Annotated in this window: 22 protein-coding genes and 1 riboswitch; of the genes, 13 read left to right on the top strand and 9 right to left on the bottom strand. The window is 71.8% G+C overall.

Annotation, left to right across the window (positions count from 1 at the left end; genetic code table 11):
- Positions 1–29 precede the first annotated feature (29 nt).
- Genes ACFT32_RS40490 through ACFT32_RS40475 form a run of 4 tightly spaced genes read left to right on the top strand, consistent with a single transcriptional unit; the run spans position 30 to position 3,886 of the window.
- Positions 30–851 (top strand): lysophospholipid acyltransferase family protein, encoded by an 822-nt coding sequence (locus ACFT32_RS40490; RefSeq protein WP_382499165.1) that lies wholly within the window; start codon positions 30–32, stop codon positions 849–851.
- 28 nt (positions 852–879) lie between these two features.
- The gene (macS, locus tag ACFT32_RS40485; RefSeq protein ID WP_382499163.1) at positions 880–2,106 is read left to right on the top strand and encodes a MacS family sensor histidine kinase; all 1,227 of its coding nucleotides are present in this window, start codon (positions 880–882) and stop codon (positions 2,104–2,106) included.
- Entirely contained in the window at positions 2,103–2,804 is a 702-nt protein-coding gene (locus ACFT32_RS40480) for a response regulator (RefSeq protein ID WP_382499160.1), read from the top strand. The genes macS and ACFT32_RS40480 overlap by 4 nt, the downstream gene beginning before the upstream one ends.
- Before the next feature lie 53 nt (positions 2,805–2,857).
- Entirely contained in the window at positions 2,858–3,886 is a 1,029-nt protein-coding gene (locus tag ACFT32_RS40475) for a 6-phosphofructokinase (RefSeq protein ID WP_382499159.1), read from the top strand.
- Between the two features lie 39 nt (positions 3,887–3,925).
- Here the strand turns inward: ACFT32_RS40475 and ACFT32_RS40470 are convergent, their stop codons facing one another.
- On the bottom strand, positions 3,926–5,782 hold the full coding sequence (locus ACFT32_RS40470; protein WP_382499158.1) for an anthranilate synthase family protein: 1,857 nt from the start codon (positions 5,780–5,782) through the stop codon (positions 3,926–3,928).
- 104 nt (positions 5,783–5,886) lie between these two features.
- On the bottom strand, positions 5,887–5,943 hold the full coding sequence (locus tag ACFT32_RS40465; RefSeq protein WP_078625594.1) for a trp operon leader peptide: 57 nt from the start codon (positions 5,941–5,943) through the stop codon (positions 5,887–5,889).
- Between the two features lie 96 nt (positions 5,944–6,039).
- Between ACFT32_RS40465 and ACFT32_RS40460 the strand changes: the two genes are divergently transcribed.
- Together ACFT32_RS40460 and ACFT32_RS40455 are read left to right on the top strand one after the other, a co-directional pair.
- Positions 6,040–7,392 (top strand): class II 3-deoxy-7-phosphoheptulonate synthase, encoded by a 1,353-nt coding sequence (locus tag ACFT32_RS40460; RefSeq protein ID WP_382499156.1) that lies wholly within the window; start codon positions 6,040–6,042, stop codon positions 7,390–7,392.
- A 156-nt stretch (positions 7,393–7,548) separates the two neighbouring features.
- Complete coding sequence (locus ACFT32_RS40455) at positions 7,549–7,773, top strand: bacterioferritin-associated ferredoxin (protein ID WP_382499154.1); 225 nt, start codon at positions 7,549–7,551, stop codon at positions 7,771–7,773.
- Positions 7,774–7,780: 7 nt separating this feature from the next.
- Here ACFT32_RS40455 and bfr read toward each other — a convergent pair whose 3' ends face one another.
- Positions 7,781–8,257 (bottom strand): bacterioferritin, encoded by a 477-nt coding sequence (gene bfr, locus ACFT32_RS40450; RefSeq protein ID WP_031107638.1) that lies wholly within the window; start codon positions 8,255–8,257, stop codon positions 7,781–7,783.
- A 175-nt stretch (positions 8,258–8,432) separates the two neighbouring features.
- On the opposite strand from bfr, the gene ACFT32_RS40445 reads away from it, so the two are divergent.
- Positions 8,433–9,083 (top strand): sulfite oxidase-like oxidoreductase, encoded by a 651-nt coding sequence (locus ACFT32_RS40445; protein WP_215122006.1) that lies wholly within the window; start codon positions 8,433–8,435, stop codon positions 9,081–9,083.
- Positions 9,084–9,093: 10 nt separating this feature from the next.
- Here the strand turns inward: ACFT32_RS40445 and ACFT32_RS40440 are convergent, their stop codons facing one another.
- The 5 genes from ACFT32_RS40440 to thiO form a co-directional block, all read right to left on the bottom strand.
- Entirely contained in the window at positions 9,094–9,972 is an 879-nt protein-coding gene (locus ACFT32_RS40440; protein WP_382499152.1) for a deoxyribonuclease IV, read from the bottom strand.
- A gap of 59 nt (positions 9,973–10,031) precedes the next feature.
- Positions 10,032–11,966, bottom strand: a complete 1,935-nt coding sequence (gene pknB / locus ACFT32_RS40435) for a Stk1 family PASTA domain-containing Ser/Thr kinase (protein WP_382499150.1) — start codon at positions 11,964–11,966, stop codon at positions 10,032–10,034.
- A gap of 103 nt (positions 11,967–12,069) precedes the next feature.
- Positions 12,070–12,867, bottom strand: coding sequence for a thiazole synthase (locus tag ACFT32_RS40430; protein ID WP_382499149.1), 798 nt, complete (start codon positions 12,865–12,867; stop codon positions 12,070–12,072).
- 2 nt (positions 12,868–12,869) lie between these two features.
- Positions 12,870–13,070: a sulfur carrier protein ThiS gene (thiS, locus tag ACFT32_RS40425; RefSeq protein ID WP_382499147.1), complete on the bottom strand. Its 201-nt coding sequence runs from the start codon at positions 13,068–13,070 to the stop codon at positions 12,870–12,872.
- Complete coding sequence (thiO, locus tag ACFT32_RS40420) at positions 13,067–14,236, bottom strand: glycine oxidase ThiO (protein WP_382499146.1); 1,170 nt, start codon at positions 14,234–14,236, stop codon at positions 13,067–13,069. The genes thiS and thiO overlap by 4 nt, the downstream gene beginning before the upstream one ends.
- Positions 14,234–14,345, bottom strand: a riboswitch (TPP riboswitch). Its footprint overlaps the gene before it by 3 nt.
- A 52-nt stretch (positions 14,346–14,397) precedes the next feature.
- Here thiO and ACFT32_RS40415 point away from each other — a divergent pair.
- The 6 genes from ACFT32_RS40415 to ACFT32_RS40390 all read left to right on the top strand — a co-directional run bounded on the left by ACFT32_RS40415 (position 14,398) and on the right by ACFT32_RS40390 (position 19,539).
- A complete protein-coding gene (locus ACFT32_RS40415; protein ID WP_382499144.1) occupies positions 14,398–14,748 on the top strand; it encodes a hypothetical protein in 351 nt (116 codons plus the stop codon).
- Between the two features lie 32 nt (positions 14,749–14,780).
- Positions 14,781–16,022 carry an NAD(P)/FAD-dependent oxidoreductase gene (locus ACFT32_RS40410; protein WP_382499143.1) on the top strand — a complete coding sequence of 414 codons (1,242 nt, stop codon included), beginning with the start codon at positions 14,781–14,783 and terminating at the stop codon, positions 16,020–16,022.
- A gap of 88 nt (positions 16,023–16,110) precedes the next feature.
- A complete protein-coding gene (locus ACFT32_RS40405) occupies positions 16,111–16,476 on the top strand; it encodes an Rv2175c family DNA-binding protein (protein WP_184596507.1) in 366 nt (121 codons plus the stop codon).
- A 338-nt stretch (positions 16,477–16,814) separates the two neighbouring features.
- A complete protein-coding gene (thiE, locus tag ACFT32_RS40400) occupies positions 16,815–17,471 on the top strand; it encodes a thiamine phosphate synthase (protein WP_382499140.1) in 657 nt (218 codons plus the stop codon).
- Between the two features lie 119 nt (positions 17,472–17,590).
- Complete coding sequence (gene metF, locus ACFT32_RS40395; RefSeq protein WP_382499138.1) at positions 17,591–18,514, top strand: methylenetetrahydrofolate reductase [NAD(P)H]; 924 nt, start codon at positions 17,591–17,593, stop codon at positions 18,512–18,514.
- Between the two features lie 56 nt (positions 18,515–18,570).
- On the top strand, positions 18,571–19,539 hold the full coding sequence (locus ACFT32_RS40390; RefSeq protein WP_382499136.1) for a hypothetical protein: 969 nt from the start codon (positions 18,571–18,573) through the stop codon (positions 19,537–19,539).
- Positions 19,540–19,567: 28 nt separating this feature from the next.
- On the opposite strand, the gene ACFT32_RS40385 is transcribed toward ACFT32_RS40390, so the two are convergent.
- Positions 19,568–21,070, bottom strand: coding sequence for a phytoene desaturase family protein (locus tag ACFT32_RS40385; RefSeq protein WP_382499134.1), 1,503 nt, complete (start codon positions 21,068–21,070; stop codon positions 19,568–19,570).
- Between the last annotated feature and the right edge of the window lie 34 nt (positions 21,071–21,104).

The following is a 21,104-nucleotide window of genomic DNA, read 5'->3' as shown; positions in this document are numbered from 1 at the left end:
CAGGAGGCACTCGGTTGTTGTACGGCGCGATGAAGGTCGCTGTTGGGGGACCGCTGAAGGTCGCCTTCAGGCCCTGGGTGGAAGGCCTGGAGAACGTTCCCGCAGAGGGCGCCGCGATCCTGGCGAGCAACCACCTGTCCTTCTCGGACTCGTTCTTCCTGCCCGCGGTACTGGACCGCAAGGTCACGTTCATCGCGAAGGCCGAGTACTTCACCACGCCCGGTGTGAAGGGCCGGCTGACGGCCGCCTTCTTCAAGGGCGTCGGCCAGCTCCCCGTGGACCGCTCCGGTGCGCGCGGCGCGGGTGAGGCGGCCATCAAGAGCGGCATAGAGGTGCTGGAGCGCGGCGAGCTGTTCGGTATCTACCCGGAGGGGACGCGCTCGCCCGACGGGCGGCTCTACCGGGGCAAGCCGGGCGGCCTCGCGCGCGTGGCCCTCGCGACCGGCGCGCCCGTCCTGCCCGTCGCCATGATCGACACGGAGAAGATCCAGCCGCCCGGCAAGGTCATGCCGAAGCTGATGCGCCCGGGCATCCGGATCGGCAAGCCCCTGGACTTCAGCCGCTACCAGGGCATGGAGCACGACCGTTTCGTGCTGCGCGCCGTGACCGACGAGGTCATGTACGAGATCATGAAGCTCTCCGGCCAGGAGTACGTCGACATGTACGCGACGGCCATGAAGCGGCAGATCGCGGACGCGGCCAAGGCGGAGAAGGAAGCCGAGAAGGCGGCGAAGGCCGCACTCGCGCGGGCGGAGAAGGAACAGGCCGCGAAGGACAAGGCCCAGAGGGAACAGGCCGAGAAGGACCAGGCCGAGAAGGACCGGACGGAGCAGCGGCGGACCGAGCCCTAGTCGGGGCTCGAAGCCGGGGGGCGGGGAGATGGCCGAGCGCGAGCGAGTCATGAGGATGTCGGTCGAGCAGCCGCTGTGGCGTGCGCTGACCGGCTACCGGGTGCTGACGATGCTGTACGCGGTGGGCCTGTTCGCCACCGCCTACGACGAGTTCGCCCGCCCCTGGGTCGCCGTCGCCTACTACGCCGTACTGGGCGTATGGACCCTGGCCACCCTGCCCCGGGTCGCGAACGCCGCCGGCTGCACCAAGCGGTTCCTCACCGCCGACCTCACCATCGCGATCGCCGGCATCCTGCTCACGCCCGTCGCCGACGCGCACGAGCGGGTCCAGGCGGGCGGCCCGACCCTGCCGTCGATCTGGACCGCCGGAGCCGTCCTCGCCTTCGCCGTCAAGGGCGGCTGGCGCTGGGCGGCCCTCGCCTCCGGCCTCGTGGCCGTGGCCAACCTGGTCGAGCGCGGCACCCCGGCCCGCGACACCGTCCACAACGTCATCCTCGTCTGCATCGCCTCCATCGCCATCGGCTACGTGGTCGAGGTCGCCCGCGCCTCCGAGCGCACCCTCGCCCGCGCCCTGGAGATCGAGGCCGCCACCAGGGAGCGGGAGCGGCTCGCCCGGGACATCCACGACAGCGTGCTCCAGGTGCTGGCGATGGTGCAGCGGCGCGGGGCGGTGATCGGCGGCGAGGCGGCCGAGCTGGGCCGGATGGCGGGCGAGCAGGAAGTCGCGCTGCGCACCCTGGTCTCCGGCGGGCTCGTGCCCGTCTCCCGGGTCTCGGAGGACGCCGCCGAGGGAGCGGTCGTCCGGTCCGTCGACGAGGAGCCGCGGCAGAGCGGCCCGGTAGACCTGCGTGCCCTGCTCGCGCCGTACGCCGGGGCCAAGGTCAGCCTCGCCGAGCCCGGCGCGCCCGTGCCGCTGACCCCGGTCGCGGCCCGTGAGGTGGCCGCGGCCGTCGGGGCCGCCCTGGACAATGTCCGCAGGCACGCCGGGGAGCAGGCGCGCGCGTGGATCCTGGTCGAGGACGAGCCGGACGAGGTGATCGTCACCGTCCGGGACGACGGCCCCGGCATCCCGGAGGGGCGGCTCGCCCAGGCCGAGGGCGAGGGTCGGCTCGGTGTCGCCCTGTCGATCCGCGGCCGGCTGCGCGACCTCGGCGGCAGCGCGGAACTGGTCTCGGTGCCGGGCCAGGGCACGGAGGTCGAGCTGAAGGTACCGAAGGACGTGACGGAAGCGCGGGGGAAGGCGGAGCGGCGATGACGGAGACCACGGAGAACCCGCGGGGCCCGGCCGAGGACCCGATCAAGGTCATGGTGGTCGACGACCACCCCATGTGGCGCGACGCCGTCGCCCGTGACCTGGCCGAGTCGGGCTTCGAGGTGGTCGCCACCGCGGGCGACGGCGACCAGGCCGTGCGCCGCGCCAAGGCCGCCGCACCCGACGTCCTCGTGCTGGACCTGAACCTGCCCGCCAAGCCCGGCGTCCAGGTCTGCAAGGAGGTCGTCGCCGCCGACCCCGCGCTGCGCGTCCTGGTGCTGTCCGCGAGCGGTGAGCACGCCGACGTCCTGGAGGCCGTGAAGTCCGGCGCGACCGGCTACCTGCTGAAGTCGGCCTCTACGGGGGAACTCCAGGACGCGGTGCGCCGCACGGCCGTCGGCGACCCGGTCTTCACCCCCGGCCTCGCCGGGCTGGTCCTCGGCGAGTACCGCCGCCTGGCCTCCGAACCCGCCTCCGCCCCGGACACCGACGAACCGAAGGCGCCCCGGCTCACCGACCGCGAGACCGAGGTGCTGCGCCTGGTCGCCAAGGGCCTGAGCTACAAGCAGATCGCCGAGCGCCTGGTCATCTCCCACCGCACGGTGCAGAACCACGTCCAGAACACCCTCGGCAAGCTCCAGCTGCACAACCGGGTCGAGCTGGTCAGGTACGCGATAGAGCGCGGCCTCGACGACGAGTGAGGCGCACGTCACACTGACCCTTCGTCAGGCACCTGCGGCGAAGGGACTGTTCCATGCGCGTCGGAGTACTGACCGGAGGCGGCGACTGCCCCGGCCTCAACGCCGTCATCCGGGCCATCGTCCGCAAGGGCGTGCAGGAGTACGGCTATGACTTCACCGGCTTCCGGGACGGCTGGCGAGGACCCCTGGAAGGCGACACCGTCCGACTCGACATTCCCGCCGTGCGCGGCATCCTGCCCCGCGGCGGCACCATCCTCGGCTCCTCGCGGACCAACCCGCTGAAGGAGGAGCACGGCATCCGCCGTATCAAGGAGAACCTCGCCGAGCTGGAGGTCGAGGCGCTCATCGCCATCGGCGGCGAGGACACCCTGGGCGTGGCCGCCCGGCTGTCCGGCGACCACGGCGTGCCCTGCGTCGGCGTCCCGAAGACCATCGACAACGACCTGTCCGCCACCGACTACACCTTCGGCTTCGACACCGCGGTCGGCATCGCGACCGAGGCGATCGACCGGCTGCACACCACCGCCGAGTCCCATATGCGGGTCCTGGTCGTCGAGGTGATGGGCCGGCACGCCGGCTGGATCGCCCTCCACTCCGGCCTGGCCGGCGGCGCGAACGTCATCCTCATCCCCGAGCAGCGCTTCGACGTCGAGCAGGTCTGCGCCTGGGTGACGTCCCGCTTCAAGGCCTCGTACGCGCCGATCGTCGTCATCGCCGAAGGGGCGATGCCGAAGGACGGCGACATGGTCCTCAAGGACCAGACGCTGGACTCCTTCGGGCACGTCCGCCTCTCCGGCGTCGGCGAGTGGCTGGCCAAGCAGATCGAGAAGCGCACGGGCAAGGAGGCCCGTACCACGGTCCTGGGCCACGTCCAGCGCGGCGGCACCCCCAGCGCCTTCGACCGCTGGCTCGCCACCCGCTTCGGCCTGCACGCCATCGACTGCGTCCGCGACCGCGACTTCGGCACGATGGTCGCCCTGCGCGGCACGGACATCGTCCGGGTCCCGATCGCCGACGCGACGGCCCGCCTGAAGACGGTGGACCCCACGCTGTACGAGGAGGTCGGCGTCTTCTTCGGCTGACCGGGACACGGACGTCCGGGGGCACCGGCCCCCGGACGGCTACACGGTCGTGTTGCGCAACCGCCCCACCAGCTCCTGCACGACCGCCGCGCCGTTCAGCGTCAGGACCGACTCGGGATGGAACTGCACACCGGCGAACCCGGGCCCGCGCACGGCGTGCACCTCGCCGTTCGCGGCCCGGCTGACCTCGACGCCGTGCGCGGCCAGCTCCTGGTGGGCCTCTTCGTCGCAGCGCGCCACGAAGCTGTTGTAGAAGCCGACGGTCTCGCGCCGCCCGAACAGCTCGATCTCCGTCTGCGCGCCCTGGTACGGCACGTCCTTCCGTACGATCTCCAGCCCCAGCTCGGCCGCGATCAGCTCGTGCCCGAGGCAGACACCCAGCACGCCGTGCGGATGGCCGCGGACGACCTCGGCGGTGAGGCCCCGCAGGATCCGCATCTTGGGGTCGGTGAGATCTGCGGGGTCCCCGGGACCCGGGCCGAGCACCACCGGCCCCTCGTGCGCGAGCACCGCCTCCCGCAGCCCTGCCTCGTCGTACCGCCGGACGGTCACCTCCAGACCGCTCGAGCGCAGCACATGCGCGAGCATCGCCGTGAAGGTGTCCTCGCCGTCGACGACCAAGGCGTGCCCGGTGAGCCCCTCGGAGCGCTCCTGCATCCGCAGCCAGAACGGCGCCAGCGACGCCCGGCGCCCGTCGAGCGCGGCACGCACGCGTGGATCCTCGGCGAGCTTCGGCCGCACGGCCTCCGCACGCGGCCTGCCCGGCCGTACGCCCAGGGCCGCCAGCACCCCCGCCGCCTTCGCATGCGTCTCCGCGACCTCACTCGCCGGGTCGGACCCGCGCACGAGCGTGGCACCCACCGGCACCCGCAGCCCGCCGTCCGCGTCGATGTCGGCGGTACGGATGAGGATGGGGGAGTCGAGGGTCTGCGCCCCGCCGGAATCCCGCCCGAGGAGGGCCAGCGCCCCGGCGTAGTAGCCACGCCCCCCGACCTCGTGCCGCTCGATCACCCGGCAGGCGTTCTGCACCGGCGAGCCGGTGACGGTCGCCGCGAACATGGTCTCCTTCAGCACCTCCCGCGCGTCCAGCGAGGACTTCCCGCGCAGCTCGTACTCGGTGTGCGCGAGGTGCGCCATCTCCTTCAGCCGGGGCCCCACCACGACGCCGCCCATGTCGCCGACGGTGCACATCATCTTGAGCTCCTCGTCGACGACCATCGACAGCTCCTCGATCTCCTTGCCGTCGGCGAGGAAGCCGAGCAGATGCTCCGGCGTCGGCCCCCCGGCGGGGTAGCGGTAGGTGCCGCTGATCGGGTTCATGACGACCGTGCCGCCGGACATCCGGACGTGCACCTCCGGGCTCGCCCCGACCAGCGTCCGGTCCCCGGTGTGCACGACGAACGTCCAGTACGCGCCCCGCTCGCCCTCCAGGAGCCGCCGGAACAGCGCCAGCGCGTCGGCCCGGCCGAACCCGGGGATCTCACCCTCGTACGTCCGCCGGATCACGAAGTTCGCGCCCTCGCCCCGCCCGATCTCCTCCCGCAGCACCCGCCCGACGATCTCCGCGTACTCCTCGTCGCCGACGTCGAAGCCACCGCCCTCGACCCGTACGTCATGCCCCGGGAGCTGTCCCAGGGCGTCGGCCAGCGGGATCTCGTACGACTCCTCGGGCGTCAGCACCGCCAGGGGCGTGCCGTCGTCGCGGACGTCGAAGCCGCGCTCGCGGATCTGCCGGAAGGGGACGAGCGCGAGGCCCTCGCCGGGGAGGTCCGCGAGACGGTCGTACGTGGCGACCGGGCCGACCAGGACCTCGACCTGATCATGGTCCTGGCCCGGGGTGCGGCGGCGCAGCAGCGCGAAGGGGCGCGGATCGTGAAGGAGCTGTGCCAGGTCCATGGTTCCTCTTCCGTCGATGTCGATCGATGCCGGTGAGGAACGGGCCCCGGAAACGCCGAAGGCCGCCCCTCGGGCGGCCTTCGCGAAGTCTGTCGTACGCGCAGTCAGCGGGCCGCCGGATGAGCGGTCCACCACCAGGTCTGGGTCGAGTGCGCGAACATGCGACGCACCCTATCCCATGTCCGAGGAGCGTACGCGGTGTCTCAATTGCTGGGCATGGGTCAGGACGCCCGACACGACCCCGTAATGTTGAGGTCGTGACCGTGAACGCTAAGACCAGCGCGAGTGCTGGCAACACCTGGCGAGACCTGCCCGCGGCGCAGCAGCCCGAGTACCCCGACACCGAGGCTCTGCGCGCAGTCGTTGCGGACCTCGAGTCGTATCCGCCGCTCGTCTTCGCGGGCGAGTGCGACCAGCTGCGTGCCCGGATGGCGGCCGTCGCCAAGGGAGAGGCGTTCCTCCTCCAGGGCGGCGACTGCGCCGAGGCCTTCGACGCGGTGTCCGCGGACCACATCCGCAACAAGCTGAAGACGCTGCTCCAGATGGGCGCCGTGCTCACGTACGCCGCGTCCGTGCCCGTGGTGAAGGTCGGCCGGATCGCCGGCCAGTACTCCAAGCCGCGCTCCAAGGGCACCGAGACCCGCGACGGCGTGACCCTGCCGACCTACCGCGGCGACTCGGTCAACGGCTTCGACTTCAACGAGGCCGCCCGCATCCCGGACCCCGAGCGCCTGAAGCGGATGTACCACGCGTCCGCCTCCACGCTGAACCTGGTGCGCGCCTTCACCACCGGCGGCTACGCCGACCTGCGCCAGGTGCACGCCTGGAACCAGGACTTCGTGAAGTCGTCCCCGTCGGGGCAGCGCTACGAGCAGCTCGCCCGCGAGATCGATCAGGCGCTGAACTTCATGCACGCCTGCGGGGCCGACCCGGAGGAGTTCAAGACGGTCGAGTTCTACGCCTCGCACGAGGCGCTGCTGCTCGACTACGAGTCCGCCCTGACCCGGGTCGACTCGCGCACCGGACACCTCTACGACGTCTCCGGGCACATGGTGTGGATCGGCGAGCGCACCCGGCAGCTGGACCACGCGCATGTCGAGTTCGCCTCGAAGATCCGCAACCCGATCGGCATCAAGCTGGGCCCGACGACCACGGCCGAGGACGCGCTGCAGTACATCGAGCGCCTCGACCCGGAGCGTGAGCCGGGCCGGCTGACCTTCATCGTCCGCATGGGCGCCGACAAGGTCCGCGACAAGCTCCCCGAGCTGGTCGAGAAGGTCACCGCCTCGGGCGCCACCGTGGCCTGGGTGACCGACCCGATGCACGGCAACACCTTCGAGGCGGCCTCCGGGCACAAGACCCGCCGCTTCGACGACGTGCTCGACGAGGTCAAGGGCTTCTTCGAGGTCCACAAGGCGCTCGGCACCCACCCGGGCGGCATCCACGTGGAGCTGACCGGCGACGACGTCACCGAGTGCGTGGGCGGCGGTGACGAGATCTTCGTCGACGATCTGCACCAGCGCTACGAGACGGCCTGCGACCCGCGGCTCAACCGCAGCCAGTCGCTCGACCTGGCGTTCCTCGTGGCCGAGATGTACAGGGACCAGTAACGGGCTCGCCTGTTACCCGGGCATGGACTGGGGCGCGGATCACAGGATCCGCGCCCCTCTCCACTTTTGTGGCTCCGGCCCGGCGGGTAAGGTTAGGTTAGCCTCACCGATTAACGGGGACGGCACCAGGAAACAACCCGCCGGGAGGTGAGCCGCGTGTACATCTGCAGTTGCTTCGGGATCACCGAGCAGCAGGTCAAGCAGCACGCGGACAGCGGTGCCTGCACCCCCCGCCAGATAGCCTCCGCCTGCAAGGCGGGCACGGACTGCGGGTCGTGCGTACGCCGTATCCAGGCGATCCTCGGCAGGGGTGCGTGCCCTCGCCGCGATCTGGCCGACCGGGGCGAGCCGGTGCTCTCGGAACTGGAAGGCGCCGCCTAGGCAGCTCCTAGCTGGGCTGCTCGATCTGCTGCGCGATGTACAGCGCCTCGCCGAGCTTCTCGATGAGCTCGAGCTGCGTGTCCAGATAGTCGATGTGGTGCTCCTCGTCCTCGAGGATCGACTCGAAGAGGTTCGCGGACGTGATGTCGCCCTTGGTACGCATCACCTCGATGCCCCGCTTGAGACGGTCGATCGCCTCGACCTCGACCTGCCGGTCGGCCTGGAACATCTCGGTGACCGTCTGCCCGACCCGGACATGGAAGAGCCGCTGGTAGTTGGGCAGGCCGTCCAGCATGAGGATGCGCTCGGTGATCTTGTCCGCGTGCTTCATCTCATCGATGGACTCTTCACGCGTGTACTTGGCGAGCTTGGTCCAGCCTTTGTTGTCCTGGATCCGGTAGTGCAGCCAGTACTGGTTGATCGCCGTCAGCTCGCCGGTCAACTGCTCGTTAAGGAATTCGAGGACCTCGGGGTCGCCCTGCATCGCAGAGGCTCCTTCCACGCGTAAGAACTGGCAGGTTGCGCCGCATGATTCCACCGCGGAAGAAGATCGTCCAGTAAGTCTTCACTTAGTAAGTAAGGGCATGCTTAGTTCGCATTGCCCCGTTTTGGAATGGCCCGGGTCAGGGGCATCACCCGAGGTCTGTCAGGATGGACACATGGGTCAGCCGGTGGGACGCGAATCGGGAGAAGGGCGCGATTCAGCAGGAGCGACGCAGCCCGGGCTTCCGCCGGGACAGCGATTGCAGCGCGGCTGGCCGGTCACGCACTACGGTCCCGTCCCCAAGTTCCGGCCCGAGCGCTGGGAGTTCAGGGTCTTCGGCGCCACCGCCGGCGGCGGCAAGCACTGCTGGACCCACGAGGAGTTCACGGCCCTGCCGTACACCACCGTCGTGGCCGATCTGCACTGCGTCACCAAGTTCAGCATGCTGGGCGCCGAGTGGGGCGGGGTCCCCGCGCGCACCATCCTCGACATCGCTCCGCCCGCGGACGACGTCACCCATGTGATGGTGTGGGCCGAGTACGGATTCAGCTCCAACCTCCGGCTGTCCGACTTCGCCTCCGAGCAGGCCCTGTTCGCCACCCACAAGGACGGCGAACTCCTCACCGCCGAGCACGGCTTCCCGCTGCGCCTGATCGTGCCCCACCTGTACGCCTGGAAGGGCCCCAAGTGGGTGCGCGGCGTGGAGTACATGACCGCCGACCGGCGCGGCTTCTGGGAGGAGCGCGGCTACCACAACGTCGGCGACCCGTGGCAGGAGCAGCGCTACTCGTACCAGGAGGAGCCCGGGGACGGGCCCGACCTCTGATCTGAGGCCGTCAGCAGTCGCGCAGCTTCTTCAGCCGCTCCACGTCCGCCGCGTGCCCCTCCTTGCCGCCCGGCGTCTCGATGATCAGCGGCACGCCCTCGGTCGCGGGGTGCGTCATCAGGGCCCGGAACGGGTCCTCGCCGATGTGGCCGACGCCGATGTTCTCGTGCCGGTCCTTGTGCGCGCCCACCACGTCCTTGGAGTCGTTGGCGTGGATCAGTTTCAGCCGGCCCTCGCCGACCGTGTCCACCAGCAGGTCCAGCGTCTGGTGCATGCCGCTCGGGCCGGTCAGGTCGTGCCCGGCGGCGAAGATGTGGCAGGTGTCCAGGCACACGCCGAGCATCGGGTGGGAGTCCAGCGCCTCGAAGTACGGGCCGAAGTCCCAGGTCCGCGAGCACAGCGAGGCGCCCTGGCCGGCGGTCGACTCCAGCAGCAGATACGGGTCGTCGTCATGGGTCAGCTCGTCCAGCAGCGGCAGCAGGTGCTCGCGCACCTGCTTCAGCGCCACGGACTGCTCCCGGCCGCCCGTCGCGCTGCCGGTGTGCACGACCACGCCCAGCGCCCCGATCTCCCGCCCGCGGCGCAGCGAGTGCCGCAACGACTCCACCGACCGCTCCACCGTCGCCTCGGTGTGCGAGCCGAAGTTGATCAGGTAGGGGGCGTGCACGTACGCCGGGATCGACTCGGCCTCGCACACCGCGCGGAACGCCTCGTCCTGCTTGGGGTTCCCGGCCGGTGTGGCCCAGCCGCGCGGGTTGGCGACGAAGACCTGGACGGTCTCCGCCTTCAGATCACGGGCGTACGACAGACCGACGGAGTGCAGCCCACCGGCCACGGGGACATGGCCGCCCACCGGGTTGCGGGAGGGGCCGGACAGCTGATTGTTCACCCGTTCAGGGTGTCATGCGGCCGGCCCTGCCCCGTCCACGGGCTCCCTGCCCGCGCCCGTCACCTGATCTTGATGGTGATCGTCGAACCCTTGGGCGCGGTCTGGCCGCCCTCGACGGACTGCCCCTTGACCTCGTCGCCGAACAGCCCGAGCAGACCGCGGTCCTCGTCGACCTGGAACCCGGCGCTCTCCAGTGCCTGCGTGGCGTCGTCGACGGTGTCGCCGACCACGTCCGGGACCTCGATCATCTCGGGGCCCTTGGACAGCGTCAGCGTCACCGTGTCGCCCCCGGCCGCCCGGCCGCCGGCGTTCGGGGTCTGCTTGACGACCTGGCCCTTGTCGAACTCGGAGGAGTTGACCCGCTCGGTGGCGACCCTCACCTTGAGCCCGGCGTCCTGGAGCTGCGCCCGGGCGTCGGCTTCGTCCGCGCCGGTGACATCGGGGATGTCGATGGGGCTGCCCTTGCTGACGACCAGCGCGACGGCGGTGCCCGCGCGCACCTTCGTGCCGTCGGCGGGCCGCGCGGAGATCACCGAGCCCTTCGGCACGTCCTCGCTGAACTCCCGGGTGACCATGCCCGGCTCAAGACCGTCCTCCTTCAGCTGGGCCCGCGCCTTGGCCAGCTGCTGGCCCTCCAGGGCGGGCACGCGCACGGTCTCGGGGCCGTCGGAGACGGTGATGCTCACCGAGTCGTTGCCACGGATGCGCGTCCCGGACTTCGGGTCGGAGCTGATGATCTGGCCCCGCTCCACGGTGTCGCTGTAGGCGTGCTCGACCTTGCCGAGATCCAGCCCGGCGTCCTCCAGCCGGCTCTCGGCCTCGGTCTGCGTCTTCGCCAGCAGCGGGGGGACCTCGGTGAACTGGCCCGAGTTGATGTACCAGATGCCGCCGCCGAGGCCCAGCACCAGCAGCACGGCGACGACGATCGCCAGCGGACCGCGCCGGGACCCCGGGCGGCGCCGGGACGGCGGGGGCGGCGGGGACTCGAAACGGCTGGTGCGGTTGAGCGCCGCCTCGGACGTCTCGTCGTCCTCGTTGACCGGCAGCGGGCGCAGGGTCCCCAGCGCGCGCGGGATCACGCTCGTACGGTCGTCGGCGCCGTCGTGCTCCGCGGAGAGCGCCTGCGGCGGCACCATGTCCAGCTGCTCCGCGCTCAGCCCGGCGCGACCGTCGCGGACCCGCGCGAGCAGCGCCACCGCGTCGTGCGGGCGGATGTCCGGGGTGCGGGCGGTCGCCGAGGCGACCATCTCGTCCAGCTCGTAGGCCAGACCGGGTACGGCGGCCGACGGCGGCGGGACGTCCTCGTGCAGGTGCTTGTACAGGATCACGGCCGGGGAGTCCGCGTCGTGCGGCTTGTCGCCGGTCAGCATCTCGTACAGCATCACCCCGCACGCGTACACGTCGACGCGGGGGTCCGCGGTGCCGTTCTCTATCTGCTCGGGTGCGAGGTACGCGACCGTGCCGAGCACGGTCCCTGTGGTGTTCGTCACCGTGTCCACGGCACGGACGAGTCCGAAGTCGGCGACCTTCACCCGGCCGTCGTCCCCTATCAGGACGTTCTCGGGCTTCATGTCCCGGTGCACGAACCCGGCGCGGTGGGCGGCGCCCAGCGCGGCCAGCACCGGCTCCAGGATGTCCAGGGCGGCCCGCGGCTGCAGGGCCCCGCGCTCGCGCAGTACGTCCCGCAGGGTGCAGCCCGCGACGTACTCCATGGCGAGATAGACGTACGAGCCGTCGGTGCCCTGGTCGAAGACCTGCACCACGTTCGGATGGGCCAGTCGGGCGACGGACTTCGCCTCGCGGATGAACCGCTCGACGAACGAGCCGTCGACGGCGAGCGAGGGGTGCATCACCTTGAGCGCGAGAACGCGGTCCAGCCGGGTGTCCACAGCCCGGTAGACCGTCGCCATCCCGCCGACGGCGATCCGCGCGTCGATGCGATACCGGCCGTCGAGCACCTGCCCGACCAAGGGGTCCTGAAGGGTCGTGTCCACGGAGGCGAGTGTACGAGCCACGACCGACAGCCCGCCGCCCCGTCCGGATTCGGGCCGGTACTGCGACTGACCTGTGACGTGTGTCCCGGGCCGTGGCCCCCGGTCACCGGAAGGCGGGCCGCTCCGGGTCCAGTACGGCCACGCCCTCCGTCGGGGACGACGCCTCCGCGAAATGCCGCCGCGGGATGCGCCCGGCCCGGTACGCCAGCCGCCCCGCCTCCACGGCATGCCGCATCGCGTCGGCCATCAGGACCGGCTCCTGCGCCCGCGTCACCGCCGAGGCGAGCATCACACCGGCGCAGCCCAGCTCCATCGCCAGCGCCGCGTCGGACGCCGTACCGGCGCCGGCGTCGAGGATCACCGGCACGCGCGCGTGCTCGACGATCAGCTGGAAGTTGTGCGGGTTGCGGATGCCGAGCCCGGAGCCGATCGGCGAGCCGAGCGGCATGATCGCCGCACAGCCGGCGTCCTCCAGCTTCCGCGCAAGCACGGGGTCGTCATTGGTGTACGGCAGCACCGTGAACCCGTCGTCGACCAGCGTCTCGGCCGCCTCCAGCGTCTCGATCGGATCCGGCAGCAGTGTGCGCTCGTCGGCGATGACCTCCAGCTTGACCAGGTCCGTGCCGAGGGCCTCGCGCGCGAGACGGGCCGTGAGGACGGCCTCTCCGGCGGTGAAACAGCCCGCCGTGTTGGGCAGCACCCGGATACCGAGCCGGTCCAGGACGGACAGCACCGAACCGTGCACCGAGGGGTTCACCCGGCGCATCGCGACCGTCGTCAGCTCCGTCCCGGAGGCGACCAGGGAACGCTCCAGCACATCGAGGCTGGGCGCCCCGCCCGTGCCCATGATCAGTCGGGACGTGAAGGACGTACCACCGAGGACAAACGGATCGCCGGCCATGGTCAGCCTCCTTGGACGGCGGTGAGGACTTCCACGCGGTCTCCCTCGGCGAGGGACGTGGCCGGCCACTGCGCGCGCGGGACGACGGTTTCGTTGAGGGCGGCGGCCACTCCGGAGGGTGAGGCGGTGAGCGACCTCACGACGGTGTCGAGAGCCGTGCCGGGCCGGACGTCCCGGGGCTCCCCGTTGACGGAGATGTTCATACGGGCTGCTCCGTGAGTGCGGTGGCGGTACTGAAGCGCTTCGGGGTGAAGGGGCGGGCTTCCTCGGGGAGTTCGCCCGCCGTCAGGACGTGCGCCATGGCGTCGCCGGTCACCGGGGTGAGCAGGACACCGTTGCGGTAGTGCCCGGTGGCCAGCAGCAGACCCTCCAGGCCGGTCGGGCCGAGCAGCGGCGCGTTGTCGGGGGAGCCGGGCCGCAGTCCGGCGCGGGTCTCCGTGAACGGCAGCTCGGTGATGCCCGGGACCAGCTCGTGCGCGTCGCGCAGCAGCTCGTACACGCCGCCCGCCGTCACGGTGGTGTCCCAGCCCGTTTCCTCGCTGGTCGCCCCGATGACCAGCTCGCCGCTCTCGCGCGGCACCAGATAGACATGGCTGCCGCGCACGACCGCGCGCACGGTCCGGCTCAGGAAGGGCCCGTGCCGCCCCGGCATGGTCAGCCGTACGACCTGCCCCTTCACCGGCCGCACGGGAGGCAGTACGTCCTCGGGGACGCCCGCGAGCCGTCCGCTGAGGCTGCCCCCGGCCAGCACCACCTGCCCGGCGTCCAGGGCGGTCCCGTCGGCCGTGACGACGCCCGCGGCCCGGTCCCGCACGACGGTGAGCCGCTCCGCCCATGCCCGGTGGAAGACCACCCCCGCCCGTTCGCACGCCGTCACCAGCGCCCCGGACAGCCGCCGCGGGTCGATCTGGTGGTCGCCGTCGACGCGCAGCCCGCCGCGCACGCCCGGCGCGAGCATCGGCTCCAGGCGACGGCACTCCCGCCCCGACAGCCACTGCGACTCCAGGCCGGACTGTTGCTGCAGGGCGTGCAGTTCGCGCAGATGCGCCCGGTCGTCGGCGTCCAGGGCGACGGCGAGCGTGCCGCAGCGGCGGTAGCCGAGGTCGTGGCCCGTGAGGTCGGTGAGCTCGGCCGCGAAGTCCGGGTAGCGCCGGGCGGAGGCGAGGTTCAGACCGAGCAGGGTCTGCTCGCCGTAGTGCAGTTCCGTGACGGCGGCCAGCATGCCGGCCGCCACCTGCGCGGCCCCGCCGCCCGGCTCGGGGTCCACCACGGCCGTGGTGAGCCCGCGTTGTGCGGCCCGCCACGCGGTGACCAGGCCGATGATGCCGCCCCCGATGACGAGGACGTCTGACGTTCGCGTACGCGGCATGGGCGTCCAGCCCCTCCCTTCGCCGGCATGACCCGGATCAGGTTCGTACGGTCGGAGGCCGCCAGCCTCCCTCTCAGCCCGGTGCGTCCGGGCTCCCGCGAGTGCTCTACGTTGGCCACCCTAGCCCGATGCCGTATGTCGCAGTAAGGGAGCCTCCGTCCATGGCCCGATCCCTCGACGGTCTTCTCCTCGCCCCGGTCGCCGACCAGGCCCCGGGCCAGGTGGGGACCCGCACCCGGTTCACGTACCACGAGAAGGACGGCGAGATCTGGGCCGAGTACTCGGGCGGCGACGTCGTACGCGGCCACCTCGTGGGTACCCGGGAAGGTGACCGGCTGGACTTCCGGTACGTACAGCTCAAGCAGGACGGAACCACCTCCTCGGGGCACTGTGTGTCGACGGTCGTGGAGCTGCCCGACGGGCGGGTGAGGCTGGAGGAGACGTGGGAGTGGGAGTCGCAGCGGGGCAGCGGGACGAGCGTTGTGGAGCAGGTCACTGCGCATGAGCACTGACTGACAAAACGTCAGTTGTCTATGGTGATCAGGTGAGCGAGCAGACGCAGGAAGCAGGTCCGTCCGCGCCGCGGCGCGTGGTCGTGGCGGGTGCGGGCATGGCCGGTGTGCAGACCGCGGTCGCCCTGCGGGAGCAGGGCTTCAGCGGCACCGTGATCCTCATCGGCGCCGAGCCCCACCAGCCGTACGACCGGCCCCCGTTGTCCAAGGCCGTCCTGCTCGGCAAGGCCGAGGGCTCCGCCTTCGACCTCGACTTCGAGGCCCTCGGCATCGAGCTGCGGCTCGGCTGCGAGGTGCTGGGCCTGCGCCCCGGCGATCACGAGCTGGACACCGAGGACGGGCCCGTGCCGTACGACGCCCTCGTCGTCGCGACCGGCGCCGAGCCGGTCCGGCTGCCCGGCGCGGAGGGCGTGCCGGGCGTGCATCTGCTGCGCACCCTGGACGACGCCGAGCGGCTGCGGCCCGTGCTGGCCCGCAAGCACGACATCGTGGTCGTCGGCGCGGGCTGGATCGGCGCGGAGTTCGCCACCGCCGCGCGCGAGGCCGGCTGCGCGGTGACCGTCGTGGAGGCCGCCGAACGGCCGCTCGCCGGGGCGCTGCCCGCCGAGGTCGCGGCCCCGATGGCCGGCTGGTACGCCGACGCGGGTGCGGTGCTGCGCACGCACGCGCGCGTGGAGCGCGTCGAGCCCGGGGCGGTGCTCCTCGACGACGGCACGCGGCTGCCGGCGGGCGCGGTCGTGGTCGGCATCGGCGCCCGCCCCGCCACGGCGTGGCTCGCCGGCTCCGGAGTGGAGCTCGGTGCCCAGGGCGAGATCGTGTGCGACCGGCACCTGCGTACGTCGGTGCCGGACGTGTACGCGGTCGGCGACTGCGCATCCTTCCCCTCGGGGCGGTACGGCGAGCGCCTGCTGGTCCACCACTGGGACAACGCCCTCCAGGGGCCGCGCACGGTGGCCCTGAACATCGTCGGCCGGGCCTCGGGGGAGACCCCGGCGGTGTACGACCCGGTGCCGTATTTCTGGTCCGAGCAGTTCGGGCGGTTCGTGCAGTACGCCGGGCACCATGCCGGTGCCGACACGACCCTGTGGCGGGGCGACCCGGCCGGGCCGGCCTGGACGGTCTGCTGGCTCCGCGGCGACCGCCTGGTCGCCCTGCTGGCGGTGGGCCGGCCCCGGGACCTGGCGCAGGGGCGTCGCCTGATCGAGTCGGGCGCCGCCATGAATCCGGTGCTGCTGGAGGACCCGGCCAGGCCGCTGAAGGCGGCCACGGCGTAGCTGTCGGGGGAAGTGCGGGGGCCCGTTGTCCGCCCAGGTGGGCCGGGCTGACTTCCGACTGTCAGTGGGGGATGGCAGGCTGGTTTCCGTGACCGAGATTGACGCAAAGATCGATGCTCTCGTCCCCGCCTGGCTCACCCTCCCCGACATCGCCGAACAGTTCGATGTCGAGGTGACGCGTGTGCGGCAGCTGGTCAAGGACGGCCAGCTCATCGCCGTACGCCGAGGTGAGAACCGCGCGCTGCACGTCCCCGCCGCCTTCATCGACGGGGACAAGGTCGTCAAGGGCCTGTCCGGGACCTTGACGCTCCTGCGGGACGACGGCTTCACGGACGAGGAGATGCTGGAGTGGCTCTTCACCCCCGACCCGAGCCTGCCCGGCACCCCGGCGCAGGCACTGAGTGAGAATCGCGGCACGGAGGTGAAGCGCCGCGCCCAGGCGCTCGCGGTCTGACCCGACCTCGACCGAACAACCGTCCGGTGCCGTGCGAGCGGGGCCGGACCTGAAGATCTGCCCGGTGTGAGGGCCGGGGCCCGTGGGGCCACGGTCCTGGGGTGGCTCGCGCCCCGCTCGGGGCGTGGGCCACCGCCCGCCCGGCGCAGACACCGGCACGGGCGCCCTGGGTGCCCGGCAGTTCCACAGGCCCGGGTGCGTCTCGCGCCCTTACGCCACAGGCCAGGGGTGCGTCTCGCACCCGTTCACCATGGCCCCGGGTGCGTCTCGCACCTCAACGCCACCGCCACCGGCACGGGTGTCCGCACCCGCCGCCACCGATACCCAGGGGGCCACGCATGCCCGACACCGCCACCACCGCACGGGCCCAGCTCGCCGACGCCCGGGTCTACCTCTGCACCGACGCCCGCAAGAGGCAGGGTGATCTCGAGGAGTTCCTCGATGCCGTGCTGGTCGGCGGGGTCGACATCGTGCAGTTGCGGGACAAGGGCATGGAGGCGGGCGAGGAGCTGGAGCACCTGGCCGTCTTCGCCGACGCCTGTGCCCGGCACGGCAAGCTCCTCGCGGTGAACGACCGCGCCGACGTCGCCCACGCCGCCGGCGCCGACGTGCTGCACCTCGGCCAGGGCGACCTCCCGGTCCCGGCGGCCCGCGCGATCCTCGGCGACGACGTCCTGATCGGCCGCTCCACACACGCCGAGTCAGAGGCCGCCGCGGCCGCCGCCCAGGACGGCGTGGACTACTTCTGCACCGGCCCGTGCTGGCCCACCCCCACCAAGCCCGGCCGCCACGCCCCCGGCCTGGACCTGGTCCGGTTCACCGCCGCCCTCGGCACCGAGTGCCCCTGGTTCGCCATCGGCGGCATCGACCTCGGCAACCTCGACCAGATCCTCGATGCGGGCGCCCGGCGCGTCGTCGTCGTACGGGCGATCACCGAGGCCGACGACCCGGGTGCGGCGGCCACCGAGTTCGCGAAGAGGCTGCGGGAGAAGTAGTACGCCGGTCGGCCGGATGTCCAGGGGCCGGATGTCCAAGGGGTGGACAGTAAGTACGCAAATCGGGCAAATATCGATGCCCGGTTGGGTGACCGACCGCCCCTGGCTAACCTGCCGGTATGGCCCTCGGCACCGCATCCATCAGGTCGGACCACGCACCCACCGTCCGAGACATGCTCGCGACAGGCAAGACGACGTACTCGTTCGAGTTCTACGCGCCCAAGACCCCGAAGGGCGAGCGGAACCTGTGGAACGCCCTGCGCCGGGTCGAAGCGGTGGCGCCCGACTTCGTCTCCGTGACCTACGGCGCGGGCGGTTCCACCCGCGCGGGCACGGTCAAGGCGACCGAGGCGATCGCCTCCGACACCACCCTCACCCCGATCGCGCACCTGACGGCCGTCGACCACTCGGTCGCCGACCTGCGCAACATCATCGGCCAGTACGCCGACGCCGGGATCCGCAACATGCTCGCCCTGCGCGGCGACCCGCCCGGCGACCCGATGGGCGACTGGGTGGCGCACCCGCGCGGCCTCGCCTATGCCGCCGAACTGGTCGAGCTGATCAAGGCGTCCGGCGACTTCTGCGTGGGCGTCGCCGCCTTCCCCGCGATGCATCCGCGTTCCAGCGACTGGGACGCCGACGTCCGCCACTTCGTGGACAAGTGCCGCGCGGGCGCGGACTACGCGATCACGCAGATGTTCTTCCAGCCGGAGGACTATCTGCGGCTGCGCGACCGGGTCGCGGCAGCGGGCTGCGACACCCCGATCATCCCCGAGATCATGCCCATCGCCAGTGTGAAGTCGCTGGCGCGGATCCCCTCCCTCACCAACGCCGTGTTCCCGGCCGCCCTGAAAGAGCGGATCCTCACAGCAAAAGACGATCCGGCCGCTGTACGCTCCATTGGGATCGAATTCGCCACGGAGTTCTGTGCCCGGCTGCTCGCCGAGGGAGTGCCCGGCTTGCACTTCATCACGCTCAACAACTCCACGGCGACCCTGGAAATCTACGAGAACCTGGGCCTGCACCACCCATCGCAGGCCTAGACCGTTCGCACCGGTATACGACACACTGCGTAGCGGCCACTGGGAGAGGGGCGTACATGGGCTGGGCGGTCCTCTACATCGCGTTCGGCATCGTCGCGCTGTGGCTGTTGGGCGAGGTGCTGTTGCAGTACAAGGCGCGGCTGCGCTGGCGGCTGCTGGCCTTCGCCGGCTTCCTCGGCGTCGTCGTCGGTGTCCTGATCCCGTCGGTCGTCGTGATCGGACTGGGCGCGGCCGCCTTCGCGGTCGGGCAGACCTACGTCACCTTGTCGTTCCGCAGCGGCTTCGCGGCCGGCTGGGCGATGAACGCCCCGATGCTGGGCGGCAGCAAGCGCGGCCGCGGTGAGCGGGGCCGCCAGGAGCCGACCCTCGAGGTCTCCGGCATGGAGGCGGCGGGCGGCGGCTACGGCGACGAGGGCGGCGACTACCGCCACGACGCCGCCTCCTACGGCCAGGGCGACGACTACGACCGCGACGACGTCTTCACTCCCGCGCGCCCGGTCCAGCCGACGGCCGCCGAGACCACCGCCGTGTACGAGCCGCAGCCCATCCCGGACGACACCGGCTCCTACGGCGTCTACGGCGACACCGGCTACCAGCAGGGCGGCGACACCGGCTACCAGCAGCAGGGCCCGCCCCACGACCAGTACGCCGCCACGGCCCAGGGCACCGACCAGTCCTACGCCTACGACTACTCGGGCTACGGCCAGCAGCAGGGCTACGACGCCACGGGTCAGCAGCAGTACGCCGCCTACTCCGACCCGTACGTCGGCAATCCCACCTACGGCGGGACCTCGTACGACACCGGCTACGGCGACCAGCAGTACTACGGCCAGCAGCAGGGCTACGGCCAGGACCAGTACGCCGGCACCTACGGCGGCGAGTCCCCGCCCGGCGGTGTGTGGGTCCCGCAGCAGCGCACCGACGAGTACGGGCAGGAGCTGCCGCCGGAGCAGCCGTACCCCTACCAGGGCAACGGGCAACAGCAGCCGCAGGGCAACGGATTCGACGAGCAGTACCGTTTCTGAAGCCTGAACCCCGCCGGGGGCCCTGGGCTCACTGAGAGCCCCGGAACCCCGGCCCCTCCACGATCAGTCCCGCGACCAGCGCGCCCGACATGCCCGCGTGCGGCAGTCCGCCGCCGGGGTGCGCCCAGCCGCCGACGGTGAACAGGCCGGGTACGCGCGTGCCGTTGGACGGATGCAGCAATCGCCCGTCGGCCGCCGCCAGTGCCTGCACCGGCACGGCCCCGCCCTCAGCGCCGGTCGCCTCGGCGATGGCGGCCGGGGTACGCACCTCGTGCCAGAGGAGACGGTCGCGCAGGCCGGGTACGGCACGTTCGGCGACGCCGATCATGGTGTCGGCGAGGTCGTCGTACGACGCCTGGCGCCCCTCGGGCCGGGCGGGCACCACCGTCGTGAGGGTGACCGCCTCGTGCTCCCGGTCCGGGACGAGTGCCGGGTCGTCGGGCCGCAGGACCGTGACCGTGGGCTGCGCCTGGGCCCCCGCCGTGCCGAACAGGGCGTCCAGCTCGGCCTCCCGGTCCGCCGCGTGCACCACCGTGCGGTGTGCCGTGCCCTCGGGACGGCCGCCGCGCAGGCCAAGCAGCACCGTGAGCCGACTGGCGGACGCGGGCTGCGGCGGCACCTCGCCGTCGCCCCGCACCACGGTCCCCGTCGTCAGCCGGTCCAGTGTGCCGGGCGTGACACCGGCGACCACGAAGTCCGCCTCCGTGACCGTCCCGTCGGCGAGTTCCACCCCCGACGCCCGCCCGTCCTTCTCCAGCACCCCGGTCACGTCGGCGCCGAAACGGAACTCGACCTTTCTGGCCACGCACCGCTCGTACACCGCCCGCGCCAGCTCGCGCAGGCCCCCGCGCACGTACCAGACGCCGAAGGCGTGCTCCATGTACGGCAGTACGGCCGCGCTCGCCGGGGTGACCCGGGGGTCCAGGCCCTGGGTGAGGGCGTGGCTCTCCAGCAGGGCGGCGAGCCTGGGGTCGCGCAGCTCCCAGGCGCCGATCTCGGCGAGCGTCCCGGCCCGGCGGGTGCGGAGCAGCCGCTTGTGGGGCACCGCCGGGTAGGGCTCGCGCTCGGCCAGCACCTGCCAGTTCGGCCACAGCGGCTCCTCCAGGAGCGGGCGGCGGGTCCGGTCCCAGGCCTCGCGGGCCCGGACCAGGAAGTCGCCCCACCGGTTCCCGGTGCCCGGGCCGAGGCCCTCGTCCAAGGCGGTGACGACGCCCGCGCGCGAGGCGTTCGGCAGCGACACCCCGGTGCCGTCCGCGAACACATGCCGGGACGAGGGGTCGACCTGGACCAGCTCGACGCACGCCTCCAGCGGCTCCTTGCCGGTCTTGACGAACAGATCGCGATAGACGGCCGGCAGCGGGAGCAGGCCGGGGCCCGTGTCGAAGGAGAACCCGTCACGCTCGAAGCGGCGCAGCGCTCCGCCGTACGTGTCCGTCCGCTCGTACACCACCACCCGGTGGCCCGCGACGGCCAGCCGGGCGGCAGCCGTCAGCGCGCCCATCCCGGCGCCGATCACCGCAATCCGTGCCATGCGAAGGACTCTATCCGCCCCCCTGACAGTGCGT

The organism is Streptomyces sp. NPDC057002, from assembly GCF_042673825.1.
Taxonomy (GTDB): domain Bacteria; phylum Actinomycetota; class Actinomycetes; order Streptomycetales; family Streptomycetaceae; genus Streptomyces.
The sequence above is the reverse complement of the archived record's forward strand: the minus strand, read 5'-3'. Positions and strand labels throughout refer to the sequence as shown.